Source organism: Aureimonas sp. AU20, assembly GCF_001442755.1.
In the GTDB taxonomy this organism is placed as follows: Bacteria; Pseudomonadota; Alphaproteobacteria; order Rhizobiales; family Rhizobiaceae; genus Aureimonas.
The window spans coordinates 867,627-881,397 of the sequence record NZ_CP006367.1 but is presented as its reverse complement, the minus strand read 5'-3'; the positions used below and the strand labels follow the sequence as shown (position 1 = coordinate 881,397).

Genomic DNA, 13,771 nt, shown 5'->3' with positions numbered 1-13,771 from the left:
TTTGCTGTTCCCGTACCCCGCGCGCAACGATATGGAAGGGGATGGTACGGAAAGCCCGTTGGAACCCAAAAGCCTTGAGCGAACAGGAACGAGACATCATGGCAACGAAGGGTGACCACGCCAGTCAGGACTCGAACGCGCCCGTCCTATTGCATTGGGCTGGCCGTTGAGCGCGCCGACGCAATCCGCCGGGCATGACCCCCTCATCGCGCTGGGTTGGAGCGCATTCTTTGCTGAGCAGATCACGTCAGGCGATGCGGGGCTCGAGCCGGCTCGCATCGCTCGGGTCCACCGCTCGCGCCTGACCGCCCTGTCCGCGCATGGGCCAGTCGAGCCGGTGCTTGGACCAGACGTCAACACCAGCCATTTCGCCGTGGGGGACTTCGTTCTTGTCGATCCCGTTACGGCGCGTCTCCACCGTCGCCTCGAACGCCGGTCCGTGATCGAGCGTCGCGTTTCGGGCAGCGTCGTCCCTCAGCTGGGCGGGGCGAACATCGACACGCTCCTCATCGTGACATCGTGCAACCTGGACTTTAGTCCGGCGCGGCTCGAGCGGTATCTCGCTTGGGCCAATCAAGCCGGCATCGAGCCGGTGATCGTGTTGACCAAAGCCGATTTGGCCGAGGACCTCGCGTCCTACGAAGACGGGGCCCGTGCCCTGCAGCGCGGGCTCGACGTGGTGGTGGTCCACCCCAAGGCGGCACAGTCCGTCGCCGCGCTCGCACGCTGGTGCGGGAGCGGGCGAACGGTCGCCCTGGTCGGCTCGTCGGGCGTCGGCAAATCGACGCTGGTGAACACGCTGGTCGGCGCGACCGAGGAACCGCCACAAGAAACCGGGTCCATCCGCGAACAGGACGCCAAGGGGCGTCACACCACGACAGCCCGCTCGCTCCACCCCATCCTGGGAGGAGGCTGGGTCATCGACACGCCCGGCATCCGCACCTTGCAAGTCAGCGACCTCGCCGACGGGCTGGACGTTCTGTTCGCCGAGATCACGGAACTTGCGGCCCGCTGCCGCTTCCGCGACTGCACCCATGAGCATGAACCCGGATGCGCGGTGCGCGCGGCCGTGACGGAGGGCACCGTCGATCCTCAGCGCCTGGAACGCTGGCGTCTTCTCCAGAACGAGAACGCGCAGAACGACCGGACCAAGACCCGAGCGGCAGGCGGTCCGGTCGGCGGGGGCCGCGGCAAGCGACGCTGAAAGCTCGTCCGAGACTGTCGCCGTTTCACAGAAAGATCGCCGTCAGCGCTCTAGCTGCAAGGGTCGCGCCGAGCAGCACACTGAGGTGTCCGACATCCACGGCGATGGGCGTGCCATAGGATCGCAAAATCCCTCGCGGGCTCTGCGCCGGCGCGTTACCAGTGAGGCGCCGAGAAGCATGTCCGGTGAAGAAGGGTTCACCGGACATGCTTCTCGGTTTTCTGATTTTTCCTCATTATCCCAGGCAAAGCGGATACGTTTTGCCTGGGATAATGCTTGAGATGCCACAGCGAGCCTGCCTATGACCGCTCTTCTCCACGTCGCCGAAGCTGAGCGCCCGAGCGCCCTTGCCGAGAGGACTGGCCGTTGATCCCCTGGGTGCCGCTCGGAATCGCACCCGTTCCGGGCGGCGGCGAACTGCGTCTCATGCGGCGCGGCTCGGAATATTCCATCATGATCGGCGGCACCGAGCTGATGAACAGCCGCCTCAGCGGCTCGGAGGAGGCCCTAGCCACGATTGCGGCAGAGCGGATCGGCCCACGCAAAGCTGCGCGCGTCCTGATCGGTGGCCTCGGCATGGGCTTCACGCTGCGTGCCGCGCTGGCGAACCTCGCGCCGGAGGCCAGCGTCACCGTCGCCGAACTCGTGCCGGGCGTCGTGGACTGGGCGCGGGGGCCGATGGCCGATGTCTTCGGTGAAACGCTGACGGATCCCCGCGTCGCCATTGCCGTGGAAGATGTGGCAGAGACGATCGGCCGGGCACGCGGTGCCTACGACGCCATTCTCCTCGACGTCGACAACGGGCCGGGCGGCCTGACGCGAAGCGGCAATGATCGGCTCTATGGGCCGGCGGGCCTTGCCGTCTCCCTGCAGGCGCTGACGCCGGGCGGTATCCTTGGCATCTGGTCACAAGGGGCAGACCCGGCCTTCACCGCGCGCCTTGGCCGCGCCGGCTTCCAGGTGGAGGAGATGCGCGTGAAGGCCGGACGCGGACGCGGGACAAAGCATGTCCTCTGGTTCGCCACGAAGGCAGACCGGCAGCCTGAGCCTCGTTCCGCGAAAATTCCCAAGCTAGGCGCTCCGAAAACCGGAGGCGCGTAACCAGCCGAGCCCATTCGTGGCGTGACGATTGGACTCGCGAAGGTGGCCAATCCGCTTCCGACCTCAAGCGGACCTTTGGAATGGCATTCGCCTTCCTCAGGAGCGGACGTTCAGGTTTGGGAGCAAAGCCGATCTAACGGCTTTCACCGCGATTTGGATCGCTTGTTGATGCACTTCCGGTCGGTCATTGCCGGCGACCTGGCGCATGCTTGTCACGCCACCGGCAAGGCGGTGATCTCCGGTGAGCAAGATCAACTCGATGGAAAACGTATCGACCGAAATCGCGATCATCGGCGGCGGTGTGATCGGACTGACGACCGCCCTGCAGCTTCGCTCCGATGGGCATGAAGTGGTCCTGATCGAGCCGAATGAGCCCGGATCGGGGGCCTCCTACGGAAACGCCGGCACTGTCGCGGACTATGCCATCATCCCTGTCGGAACCCCTGCGGTCCTCAGGAACATCAGCTCCCTGCTTCTCGACCCGGACAGCCCCCTGATGAACACCTCATCATAAGGGTGCGAGCGAGGCTTGGGGCCCCGTCCCGGCGTTTCGGTGCTGAAGAACATGACGGAGAGGCCGGTGCCGAAGGCGCTGCCCTCGAATTCGCCTTGCCAAAGGCGTTCATCCTCGGCCCATTCGGTGCGGTCGATTATCTGCCGATTCGTCAACGTCCAGCTTCCTTTGAACTTCCGGGCTCGGTAGCTTGCCCCGAGCGATTGCTTCAGTTCAAGGCGTCGGAAACGTCGCTCCTGCCGTACGACGAATGTCGGCTTTCGCGGTGTTCGCGATCGAAAGCTGACCGGCAGGAAACCACCCTCCGCTGCCTTCCGATCGGTTTTAGATACGGGCCGATAGCGGACCGGCGGCTTTCGGGTTGCTCGAGTAGAAAGCTGCCGTTCCGAAAACGACCCATCCATGGCACGAATGCGACATGCTTCCGTCCCCAAAGCCGACAATCTTCGTTCAGGTGAACAGGCATGGCGATGCCGGTGCGGATCGCGCTTTCGGGCATTCGAGAGCCGGAGCAAGGATAAGACATCATGGCGACCCTCGAGACGGAGACGGCCCCTGACCATTGTCAGCTCCACCAATTGATCTCCGGACTGCGCGACGGGATCATTCTCGCCTATAATCCATGCCTCGGATGACGGACACAAAATCCATCGCATTGCCGCAAGTAGCGGCGGCGAAGCATAGACAACCTAAAGCCTTGAGGGGTGCGTATGGCCATGGACGACCACCACGAACCGTCTTCTAGTCTTCCGATAGTTCTGACCCCGATCTGCGCGGTTGGAGCGTCCGCAGGCGGCATCGTGGCTCTCCAACACCTCTTTCGGGACCTGCCCGACAACCTGGGGCTGGCCTATGTGGTCGTAATCCACCTGTCGCCGGACCACCCAAGCGCACTACCCGAGATCCTCGCCACTTGCACGAATATGCCGGTGCAGCAGGTGGTGGACACCCTTCGGATCGAACCCGACCATGTCTACATCATTGCACCCGATCGCGAACTCGTGATCGACGGTGACGATGTCGCGGCCCGTCCGTTCGTGGAGCCGCGCGGACAGCGCGCGCCGATCGACCTTCTTTTGCGATCGGTGGCACGAGGACGGGGAGACGGGATCGCCGTAATCCTATCGGGCGGCGGTTCGGATGGAGCTCAGGGCGTACGAACGTCGAAGGAGGCTGGCGGCACAATCCTGGTGCAGGAACCAAGTGAGGCTGACTTCCCCAGCATGCCTTTAGCCGCGATCACGACCGGCTCGGCCGACTTCATTGCCCCGGTCGCACGCTTGGCCGGACACATCGCCGAGGTCGCACGCGGCAAGGCGACGGTCGCCATTCCAAGTGAGGATGCCGCGGGCGACCTACGCCGCATCCTGCTCCTGCTGCGCCAGCGCACCGGCCACGACTTCACGAACTACAAGCGGGCGACTGTCCTACGACGCATCGCGCGTCGCATGCAGATGCACCGCATCCTGCAGATCGAGGATTACGCCAGTTTCCTGCAGCAGACGCCAGAGGAGACCAACAAGCTTCTGGCCGACCTACTGATCTCGGTCACGATGTTCTTTCGCGACCCATCCGCATTCGAGGCACTGCGCCGGCGTGCCATCCGACCACTGCTTGAAGCGATCGGGGACTCGGGCGAGGTGCGGGCATGGGTGGTGGGCTGCGCTACGGGCGAGGAGGCCTACAGCCTTGCCATCCTGCTTCTGGAGGAAGCTGACCGGCTCCAGGTCCACGTACCCATCCAGGTATTTGCGAGCGATGTGGACGAGAGGGCCCTCGCCACCGCACGCGAGGGACGCTACCCGCACACGATCGAGGCTCAGGTGTCGCCCGAGCGGCTGCGTCGCTTCTTTGTGAACGAGGGAACGCACTATCGTGTCGGGCCGGAAATCCGGGACATTGTTCTGTTCTCGCTTCACAGCGTCGTGCGCGAGCCCCCTTTCGTGCGGCTCGACCTCGTGGTTTGCCGAAACGTTATGATCTACATGGAGCGAGCTCTGCAGCAGCAGGTCTGCGCGACCTTCCACTACGCCCTGCGCTCGAACCGCTACCTCTTTCTTGGCTCGGCCGAGGCCGCCGATACCACGCAGGGGTTCTTCGTCGCACTGGATCGCGAGGCTCGCCTCTACCTCTCACAACCGCAGGCCGCTTCGGTCGCGTTTCCGCTTTCGGCTGCCTTCGCACCCTATCGGTCGCCGGCTCCCGCACCACGACCCATTGCGGAGCGGATCGATGCTGCCGAGCTTCTCGGCGCGATGCACGCGGCAGCATTGGAGGCGAGAGCCCCCCCTAGCGCGCTCGTGGACGCCGAACATACGATCCTCCATCTATCGCCGAGAGCTGGACGCTTCATCGCGATGCCGGGTGGGCCGTCCACGAACAAGTTGCTTCACATCGTGAGGCACGAGCTCAGCCTCGATCTGCAAGTCGCATTGGAGCGTGCCTTTGACCACGGCGAATCCACGCTGACACGTTCGATCGGGGTCCAGTTCGATACTGTTCGTCGCGGCGTCGTACTCCATGTGGCGCCTGTTCCTCCGGCTGCCGGCGGCGCACCGCGCGCGATCGTCAGCTTTCTGGAGCACGATCGATGGGAGACGTCGGAGGACGATGCGAGCGCCGATGCTCCCCCGGGCGAACTGCAGCGGGTGCTCGACCAGCTTCGCGAAGCACAGCACCGTGGCGAGGCAATGCGCCGCGAGTACGAGGCGGTGGTACAGGATCTACGCGCGGCAAACGAAGAATTGCAGTCCCTGAACGAGGAGTACCGGTCTACCGCCGAGGAGCTGGAGACCTCCAAGGAGGAGCTCCATTCGATCAACGAGGAGTTGCAGACCGTCAATGCCGAGCTGAAAGACAAGTTGTCGGTTATCTCTGCTTCCCACAACGATTTACAGAACCTGACCGCTTCCTCCGAAATTGGGACGCTGTTTCTCGATACGAACCTGCGCATCCGCATGTTCACGCCGCCTGTGGCAACTCTCTTCAACGTCGCGCAAGGGGATGTCGGGCGCGTCATTACCGACTTCACACACCACCTCGCCTACGATGGCCTCGAGCGCGACGTGCGGTGCGTCCTGCGCGATTTGAAGCCGATCGAGGAAGAGGTCAGCAGCCGCGACGGGCGTTGGTTGATGGTACGTGTCAGGCTCTATCGAACGCTTGACGATCGTGTGGAGGGAGTGGTGATCACCTTCGACGACATCTCCTTGCGCAAACGGACCGAACTGGCGCTGCGTGAGAGCGAGGCCCGGCTGCGCGCCTTTATCATGGCAAGCGCCGATGTGGTGTATCGGACGAACGCCGACTGGAGCCAGCTTCTTTTCGTGAACGACAACGCCTTCGTTTCCAGCACCGATCAGCCTATGTCGCGGTGGCTTGATGCCTATGTAGCAGGGCCAGATCGCATCCTCGTCTTGGAGGCGATCCGCGGCGCAGTCGAGACGGGGGAAATGTTTGAACTAGAGCACCGCATCCAGCTTCCTGATGGCGGTCTTGGCGGGACGCTGTCGCGTGCGGTGCCGATCCGCGATCCCGCTGGCAAGGTAATCGAGTGGATCGGCACTATGCGCATCGTTATGGAGCGCTCCAAGGACAAAGATGCTCTGCCTTGGATAAAGATCTGACCAAGCGTTTATCGATGAATTCTTGCAGGTCAGCTGGAACGGTCGGCCTGCAGACGTCTCGGCGGCACTCTCACTGTGATGTCGTTGCTTGCCCCACCGCCCGCACGGATGTCTCGAACTCCTCGATGACGCGACGGCGACTAAGGGGATCTTTCAAAGAGAGGACGGCGACAATCACCCGATGAAGGTCAGTTAAGGCCGGGTGTTCTGAGTGTGCCTCCTCTGAAGAGCGCATTAGCTGGTCAGGGGGCATACTCAGGGCATCAGAGATACGACGCAAAAGCTCGATGCGATCCAGATCGCGCATGCCGCACCTCCGAGAGACCAAAACCAGTCCGTTAATTTAAAAGAACGCCAGACTCCCGAGGACCCAGTTCTTTTGCAAGATGATGCCCGATATAACGTAAGGCACGTGCGGTCAGAGCTGCCGCCTCCTCATCTCCCAATGCTGTAGCGTTCTGGTACAGTTCGATCAATGTATCGACGACGGCAGGCAGTTCGACTTCGGATAGACCCGTAGAATCCATCACATCCAGAAAGTTATTCGGCTCCACCGCGATCTGGCAAGGCACCTGATGCCTTAAGATCCGTTCCCGGCAGCTGATGGCTACAAGCTCGCGTGTGCGGCTCAACACTTCTGATAGTTGTTGTTGAGCTGATGCTAAGTTGCGGCAGGTCTCCTGCGAAATTTGCAGCAGTGCTTTGAGCCGCGACCGCTCCATCTGAGCGACCTCGCGCCAAACCTCTGCATCTCCCTCTGGCCTCATCATTGCCGCTCTCCCCAAGAGGCCAGTACAACTTCGCAGAGTTTCGATGTCAATCAATGGTTCTGGTCACAGATAATGGTTGAGATGCGAGCGCTCTGTTGCGGTCAGAAAATTGGGACGCCATGATCCTGTTCTGTTCCCCTTTCGGGCAATACAGACCTAAAACAGCCTTCCAATGCACAGAGCCTCTGATCCGCCGGCTAAGCCGTCCAAGTTTAAGCGGAACTGCCCTTTTCAGAACATCCGCATCACCTCGAACTCACGGATCGTATTGTGGGCCGTTTTGCGAAATTTGAACGCTTGGCCAGGACGGACCAAGTGGTTCAGTTCTCCATGGTCTGACCCGAGACGATTGTTCAGGGATTTCACCCTGTCGGTGCTGCCAGGTCGGCGCAAAACGGCCTTCCTTTCGTAGCGAGGCGATCGTCTCGTTGTAGACCCGGTTATTGTCGGTCGAGATGACTGAAGATGCACACTTTGGTCTTAAGGGAAGCCGATCAGTGGGAGGCGTCTTGCGTTTGCCCTTAGGCGAACGGTGTCAGCTTTCCTCTTCCAAGAGGCGCGCGACGATCTGGAAGCCGGTTTCCAGAAGCGTGGCATCGATCAGCGCACCCACCATGCCGTAATCGAGTGACGCAGCCAACTCACGGGCCTTTGTGAGAAGATCGACGAGAGTTCGTTCCGGCTCTTGGCCTTCGTGTTCCGGCTTCGAGGGCTGAGATCGTTCGATGTCCGTCAGATACCCGGAGATATGGGTAAGACGCCCATAGGCAAAAGTGCGGGACATTGGGACTCGAACCCGATGGCTCCGTCGAACAGCCAGGGTCCGGGCTGCTCTATAGGGTTTGGGTTACCACTCAGGTCTACCCGCTCGAAGGCGCAATGGGCAGACGGACAATCGCAGCGAGGCCCCCTTGCGCGGATCTCTCGAATGAGATCGTTCCGTCGTTCAAGGCGAGAATTTCTCGGGCGATGGAAAGGCCGAGACCGGTGCCCGGCTTCGTCTCGTCAAGACGCTTGCCGCGTATGCCGATCGTCGCGATCTCAGCGGCTTCGATGCCCGGGCCATCGTCGGAGATCTGCAGCTCGGCCACCGATCCGATCGCCTGGGCTCGGATGCACACCTCCGAACGTGCCCACTCGACTGCGTTCTCTAGAACGACACCGACGAGTTCAACGAGATCGTTGCTGTCTATGTCGGCGTTCAGGTCATCGGCCACGTCGACGACCCAGCGGAGCTCCTCGCCCTTACGAGTTTTCCGCAGCACCGCGGCAGTGCGCGCTGCGACCTCGCTCACGGACGCGTTGAAGGTGTGCATGCGGGTGCGATGACGCAGCCGCGCGAGCCGCATCTGATAATCGATCCGATCGCGCATCTCCTCGGCAAGCTCGAACACCTGCACTGACCGCTGAAGGTCACCGGCGACTTCGAGCTCGTAGGCGATCGTGCCGAGCACGGAGAGCGGCGTCTTCAGGCCGTGCGCGAGATCCGCTGCACGCGATCGTGCGAAGTCCAGCGACCGATCCTGGGAGGCCAGCAATTCGTTCACCTCCGTGACGAGCGGCACGACTTCGGAAGGATAGGCGGCTTCGACCGAGACGGCGGCCCCCTTGCGCACACTCTCGACATCGATGCGTAGCTGTTTCAACGGAGCAAGGCCGAGTTGCACTTGCAGCGTGGTGGCAACACCGAGAACGCCGCCTAGAATTAGAAGAGCCACGGCCAGCTCGCGGCCGAAGCGCGCGATCATCTCGTCAAGAAAAGAGCGGTCCTGTGCGACGGTCGCCAAGTATCGCCGCTCGCCAGTTTTGGTCTCGAAGCGGATCGGTCGCGACAGGGCAAGCAAAGCATGTCCGTCCGGGCCTGTGGCCGTGAAGAAGCTTTCACCTTCACCGGACATATTGGGCTGAAGGACATGATCCCACAATGAGCGAGAACGGAGCGTCAGGCGGTTCCCGGTGTCGGTCACCTGCCAGTAGGCGCCGCTGATCGGCGTGTCGTAGCGAGCATCCGGCAAGGATCCAGCGAGTCTGGGCGTCCGGCTTGTCGCTTCGGGGTCGATGAGGGCGACGAGACGCGACAACGTTGCATCGAGGTCCGATCGTGCCCCGCGCTCGATACTGGCCGCGAACAGAAAGCCGATGGCGACGCCGGCAACGAGGAGGGCCGCCGCAATCCAGACCGCGGCACCCAGAATCAGGCGAAGCCGAAGCGATTTGAGTTTCAAGCTTCGTCGCTTCCCAGAAGATAGCCGAAGCCCCGACGCGTGACGATGATGCCCGCGCCCAGACGCTTTCGCAGCCGACCGACCAGAACCTCGATCGCGTTCGAGTCACGCTCGAAATCCTGCCCATAAAGATGTTCGGTGATCTCGAGAGGCGAGACGACCTGACCGCGCCGATGCGCCATGAAGGCGAGCAACCGATATTCCTGCGGGGTGAGCGGCACCGGCACGCCGTGACGCGCCACCTGCATCAGGCGGGTGTCCAGGACGAGGGCGCCGATCTCCATCCGAGACGAGGCGTAACCTCCTGCCCGGCGGACGATGGCACGCACGCGCGCCACGACCTCCTCCATGCGGAACGGCTTCACCACGTAGTCGTCGGCTCCGGCCTCGATCCCCTCGACCCGCTCGTCCCATTGTCCGCGCGCCGTCAGGATCAGCACCGGCATGGTACGACCCCCTCGACGCCAACGCTTCAGGATCGTCAGCCCGTCCAGTGTCGGCAGTCCGAGATCGAGGATCACCGCATCGAACGTCTCGCTGTCGCCGCGAAACCACGCGTCCTCGCCATCCCCAGCACGCTCGACCACGAAGCCGGCAGCAGACAGCGCGACACCGAGCGTCTCAGCGATGCGACGATCATCCTCGGCAACGAGCACGCGCATGTCTAATGGACCTGAAGCAATCGCCCGGAACGGGCATCGAAGACGTAGCGACGAACGGCACCCGATTCCTCCAGAACCTTCAGCTCGTATTGGAGACCGCCCGTGACGGGTTTCAACCGTGCGTCGATCACGTCGCCATGGGTGAGATGCCGTGCGGCGTTCACGATATCGTTGAGCGGCAGAGCGCGGTTGGCTTGAACAGCTTTCAACGCCCCGTCCGCACCCCGACCAAATTCCTGCAGTTGCTTTCGAGACGATGCATCCGTGCGAGCTAAACCGGACGATTCAGGCGGTGAGGGTGCATCCTCGTCGTCTTCCTCGCTAGGCGAGCCGTCATCGGGGTCTTCTGCGCCCTCGTCTGCCTTGCCGCTCTCGTTGCTGTCACTCTCCGAGTTGGGCCCGCCTCCACCGTCGCCGTCGCCGCCATCCTGCGCGTGCGCATGCACACTCAGCGTCAAAGCGAAGAACAGCAGGGCCGCTCGCGCGAAAGCCCTTTTGGAAAGCACCATCGTCATCGGTTCTTCCATAGCCGACCCAAGCTGAAGATTTGCTGACAACGGCCTCATCCCTCCGTCATTCGCCATCGGCTAGGTCACATCCACCCGGCCGGACGACCCGAAAGCGCAAGGAAACTCACGCATGTTGGGTACGAGGCAGATGACACGACGCGCCCGTTCGAATTCTCGAAGGACTTCCATTCCATGCTCAGAACGCTGTTCCTGGCCGGCCTGTGGTCGTGCATCGGTTCGGGTGTCATCGTCCCGTCAGCCGAAGCGAACCCGGCGGCCGTGCCGATCGCGGTTTCGTCTTCGCCTCAGGTCGATGTCGCGCTGGTGCCTGCCAAGGGCGCGTTGCTCGGTCATTACTACGGCGCCGGAACGATCGCCCAGACCGACAAGCGCATCGGCCGCAGACCTCAAATCCACCTGACCTATTTCAGCTGGGAAGATGCTTGGGCAACGGCGCCTTCGACACGGCAAGATTTAAAGGAAGGGCGCATACCCCTCATCAACTGGGAGCCGTTCGACGTCGAGTTCAAGGACATCGCCGATGGCATGTACGATGACATGGTCGCAAAACGCGCGGACGAGGCCAAGGCTCTCGGAACCCGCTTCTTTCTCGATTTCGCCGCGGAGATGAACGAGGAAGAGGGCTGGGGTGGCCACGACCCAAAGCTCTATGTCCAAGTGTTCCGGCACATCCACGACATCTTCATCGAGCGCGGGGCGACCAACGTCGTATGGGTCTGGTGTCCCAACAATGTCGATTCCCCGGGTCAGCCGGAGGCGCTTCGTTATTATCCGGGCAACCGCTACGTCGATTGGGTTGGCATCGATGGTTACAACTGGGGAACCTCCGACCCCGATCAGGAATGGGAAAGCTTCTACGAGGTCTTCGAGGATCTCTATGCGAAGCTCGCCGCGACCGGCAAACCTGTGATGATCGGCGAAACCGCCTCCGACGAGCGCGGCGGCGACAAGGCGAAGTGGATCGCCGAGATCGTTCCCACGCTAAGATCCCGCTTTCCGGCGGTAAAAGCGATGATCTGGTTTGATACGGACAAGGAGCGCCATTGGCGGATCGACAGCTCCAAGCCCTCCCTGGACGCCTATCGTCGCATGGCACGCGATCCATACTTCAACTGAAGAAGGCGATAGACACAGACCTTGCCCATGTCCGTATCGGCCCTTTGGTTCGGCAGCGGTTCGATCGCACTGGCTGGCGGAGAAAGCGGGGCCGCAGGGCGATCGGGAACTGCAGAACCCATATCCACCGCTCAGGCAACTGCGGTCGATTGCGAGCCTCAACGGATCGCCTCTGACGCCTCTTAGACTCTGCGTCAGTCGGTGGTGGCTCCCTAGCCAGCACACGCGGCGGCGGCGATTCCGGGATGTGCGGGCGGGCTGAAAGACTGTTGGGCTTGCGGTGCCATCTGATCGAGCGTCAGTCGATGGCTCGAAGCCTGCCTCCTCGAACCTCAATGCAATCTCCATCAAACATGCACGGATCAGCTGCGCTTGACTGCTAGGAGATGCTGGACAGGGCGCCGGTCCAGACGCCCCGATGCGTCGGGTAGAAAGGGGCGCGGGCTGCATCGGGGCCGTCTGAAACGGCAGATACATCGGCGGAACCCTGTCTCCGGCCGATCCTCCCTGCTGGCGATGCAAACGAGAAGGATTTCGGGCGCGCCGTCGCGCGAAATGAGCTCGCCAATCACCCGAGCCCGCAGTCAAACCAAGGAAGTGCCATGAGGAACCGGATCAAACTCGTCGTCTTGCTGGCGGTCGCCCTGTTTCTCGGCGCTTGCCATTCCGAAGGGCTGCATCTCGGGGTCGTGGCGCCGACGCTCCCCCTCGCCTACCGCGAAGCTTCCACGCCGATCGCGGGCAACCGCGGAAGCGGAAAGCCGTGGTGGCGCGCCTTCTCGGACCCGACGCTGGATGCGATGCTGGAGCGTTCGGCGCGGGACAATCCGACGCTCGAACAGGCGGCGCGCCGGCTGGAGGCCGCCCGCGCGCTCGCGCGTTCCGCCGCCTCCGGCTTCGACCCCAGTGCCGGTCTTTCGGGACTGGCGAACGCGGGAACCGGCAAGGCCACGCAGGACGACCTCTTTCGACGCCCGGCGCAGCTCAATCTGGAAATGGGCTGGGACATCGCCCTTTTCGGCCAGGACGCGAAGGCGCGGCGGACGGCGGACCTCGGCGTGGAAATGGCCGCAACGGACCTGGAGGCGGCCAGACTGGCGATCGCGGCGCAAGTCGCATCGACCTACACGCGACTGCGCGCGCTGCAACGGCATCGGCGAGACACGGACGAGATGATCGCGCTCCTGACGAAAAGCCAGGCATTGGCCGACACGAAAATGCGCAGCGGCCTGGCGACCCACGCCGAAGGCGACACGCTGCGACTGCGCGTTGCAGCCGCCAGCCAGGCCCGGCAACAGCTGGAAACCGCGATCGCGGACGCCGGCCAGCAGATCGCCACGCTTCAAGGGCTGTCCGTTCCCGACCCCGTGCTCTGGCGCCCCGCCCCACAGCCGGTCGCGTCGGCATTCGACATCCGCAGCCGACCGGCCGATCTCCTGCGCCGGCGACCGGACGTTCGCCGAGCCGAACTCGCGGTCCTCCAGGCGGGGGCGGACCTCGGAATGGCCCGCACCGATCTTTATCCCAAGCTGCATCTTTCCGGCATGATCGGCCTCGGCACGCCGGTCGCCGGGTCGCTATTCGGCCTGCTCGGTGGCCCGTCTGTGCAACTGCCCATTTTCGACGCGGGACGACGCCGGGATGTCGTGGCAGCCCGCGCGGCCCAACTCGAGGAAGCGCGCGCGTCCTATAAGCAGGCCGTGCTCGCCGCCTACGACGAGGCCTCGTCCGCCCTGCGCGGCCTTGACGCCGCGCGGGAGAACACGCGGCGGCTCCGCGCGTCCGATAAGCTCGCCGCGCGCTCACAGGGCTCGGCCGATCTCCTGCTTCGGGCCGGTCTGTCCGACGCCTTGGGCGTCGTCGCCAGCGGCCTTGCAAGGCTCGATCTGCGCGGGCAACTCGTGGATGCCGTCGCGGACGAGGCAGAGGCGCTGATCCGCGTGGTCAAGGCCACGGGCGGCAGCCCGTTCGACACGCCGGAGCCGACCCCGACCCTCGCCATGTCCAAGGTCGGCGGCTGACC

Annotated in this window: 12 protein-coding genes and 1 pseudogene; 6 read left to right on the top strand and 7 right to left on the bottom strand. The window is 63.0% G+C overall.

Features of this window, described 5'->3' with window-relative positions; all coding sequences use genetic code 11:
- Positions 1-166 precede the first annotated feature (166 nt).
- The gene (gene rsgA, locus M673_RS04025) at positions 167-1,204 is read left to right on the top strand and encodes a ribosome small subunit-dependent GTPase A (RefSeq protein ID WP_061973773.1); all 1,038 of its coding nucleotides are present in this window, start codon (positions 167-169) and stop codon (positions 1,202-1,204) included.
- A gap of 25 nt (positions 1,205-1,229) precedes the next feature.
- Here rsgA and M673_RS24045 read toward each other — a convergent pair whose 3' ends face one another.
- The gene (locus M673_RS24045; protein ID WP_148639968.1) at positions 1,230-1,412 is read right to left on the bottom strand and encodes a hypothetical protein; all 183 of its coding nucleotides are present in this window, start codon (positions 1,410-1,412) and stop codon (positions 1,230-1,232) included.
- Between the two features lie 158 nt (positions 1,413-1,570).
- On the opposite strand from M673_RS24045, the gene M673_RS04020 reads away from it, so the two are divergent.
- The 3 genes and pseudogenes from M673_RS04020 to M673_RS04010 all read left to right on the top strand — a co-directional run bounded on the left by M673_RS04020 (position 1,571) and on the right by M673_RS04010 (position 6,445).
- Positions 1,571-2,305, top strand: coding sequence for a spermidine synthase (locus M673_RS04020; RefSeq protein ID WP_061973771.1), 735 nt, complete (start codon positions 1,571-1,573; stop codon positions 2,303-2,305).
- Between the two features lie 259 nt (positions 2,306-2,564).
- Positions 2,565-2,801 (top strand): annotated as a pseudogene (locus tag M673_RS04015) (FAD-dependent oxidoreductase); the annotation flags it as partial.
- 728 nt (positions 2,802-3,529) lie between these two features.
- Complete coding sequence (locus M673_RS04010) at positions 3,530-6,445, top strand: chemotaxis protein CheB (RefSeq protein ID WP_061973767.1); 2,916 nt, start codon at positions 3,530-3,532, stop codon at positions 6,443-6,445.
- Between the two features lie 70 nt (positions 6,446-6,515).
- Here the strand turns inward: M673_RS04010 and M673_RS24040 are convergent, their stop codons facing one another.
- From M673_RS24040 to M673_RS03995, 6 genes are all read right to left on the bottom strand, one after another.
- On the bottom strand, positions 6,516-6,752 hold the full coding sequence (locus tag M673_RS24040; protein ID WP_148639967.1) for a hypothetical protein: 237 nt from the start codon (positions 6,750-6,752) through the stop codon (positions 6,516-6,518).
- Between the two features lie 31 nt (positions 6,753-6,783).
- The gene (locus M673_RS24035) at positions 6,784-7,167 is read right to left on the bottom strand and encodes a hypothetical protein (protein WP_148639966.1); all 384 of its coding nucleotides are present in this window, start codon (positions 7,165-7,167) and stop codon (positions 6,784-6,786) included.
- Positions 7,168-7,446: 279 nt separating this feature from the next.
- Positions 7,447-7,581, bottom strand: coding sequence for a DDE-type integrase/transposase/recombinase (locus M673_RS25200; RefSeq protein WP_443111186.1), 135 nt, complete (start codon positions 7,579-7,581; stop codon positions 7,447-7,449).
- Between the two features lie 494 nt (positions 7,582-8,075).
- Complete coding sequence (locus M673_RS04005; protein ID WP_061973765.1) at positions 8,076-9,440, bottom strand: ATP-binding protein; 1,365 nt, start codon at positions 9,438-9,440, stop codon at positions 8,076-8,078.
- Complete coding sequence (locus M673_RS04000; RefSeq protein WP_061973763.1) at positions 9,437-10,102, bottom strand: response regulator transcription factor; 666 nt, start codon at positions 10,100-10,102, stop codon at positions 9,437-9,439. Before M673_RS04000 ends, M673_RS04005 begins: the two co-directional genes overlap by 4 nt.
- Positions 10,103-10,104: 2 nt before the next feature.
- On the bottom strand, positions 10,105-10,617 hold the full coding sequence (locus M673_RS03995; RefSeq protein WP_061973761.1) for a PepSY domain-containing protein: 513 nt from the start codon (positions 10,615-10,617) through the stop codon (positions 10,105-10,107).
- Between the two features lie 186 nt (positions 10,618-10,803).
- On the opposite strand from M673_RS03995, the gene M673_RS03990 reads away from it, so the two are divergent.
- Both M673_RS03990 and M673_RS03985 read left to right on the top strand, forming a co-directional pair.
- Positions 10,804-11,748, top strand: coding sequence for a glycoside hydrolase family 26 protein (locus tag M673_RS03990; RefSeq protein WP_082639160.1), 945 nt, complete (start codon positions 10,804-10,806; stop codon positions 11,746-11,748).
- A 602-nt stretch (positions 11,749-12,350) separates the two neighbouring features.
- Positions 12,351-13,769 carry a TolC family protein gene (locus M673_RS03985; RefSeq protein WP_061973759.1) on the top strand — a complete coding sequence of 473 codons (1,419 nt, stop codon included), beginning with the start codon at positions 12,351-12,353 and terminating at the stop codon, positions 13,767-13,769.
- Positions 13,770-13,771: the final 2 nt, after the last annotated feature.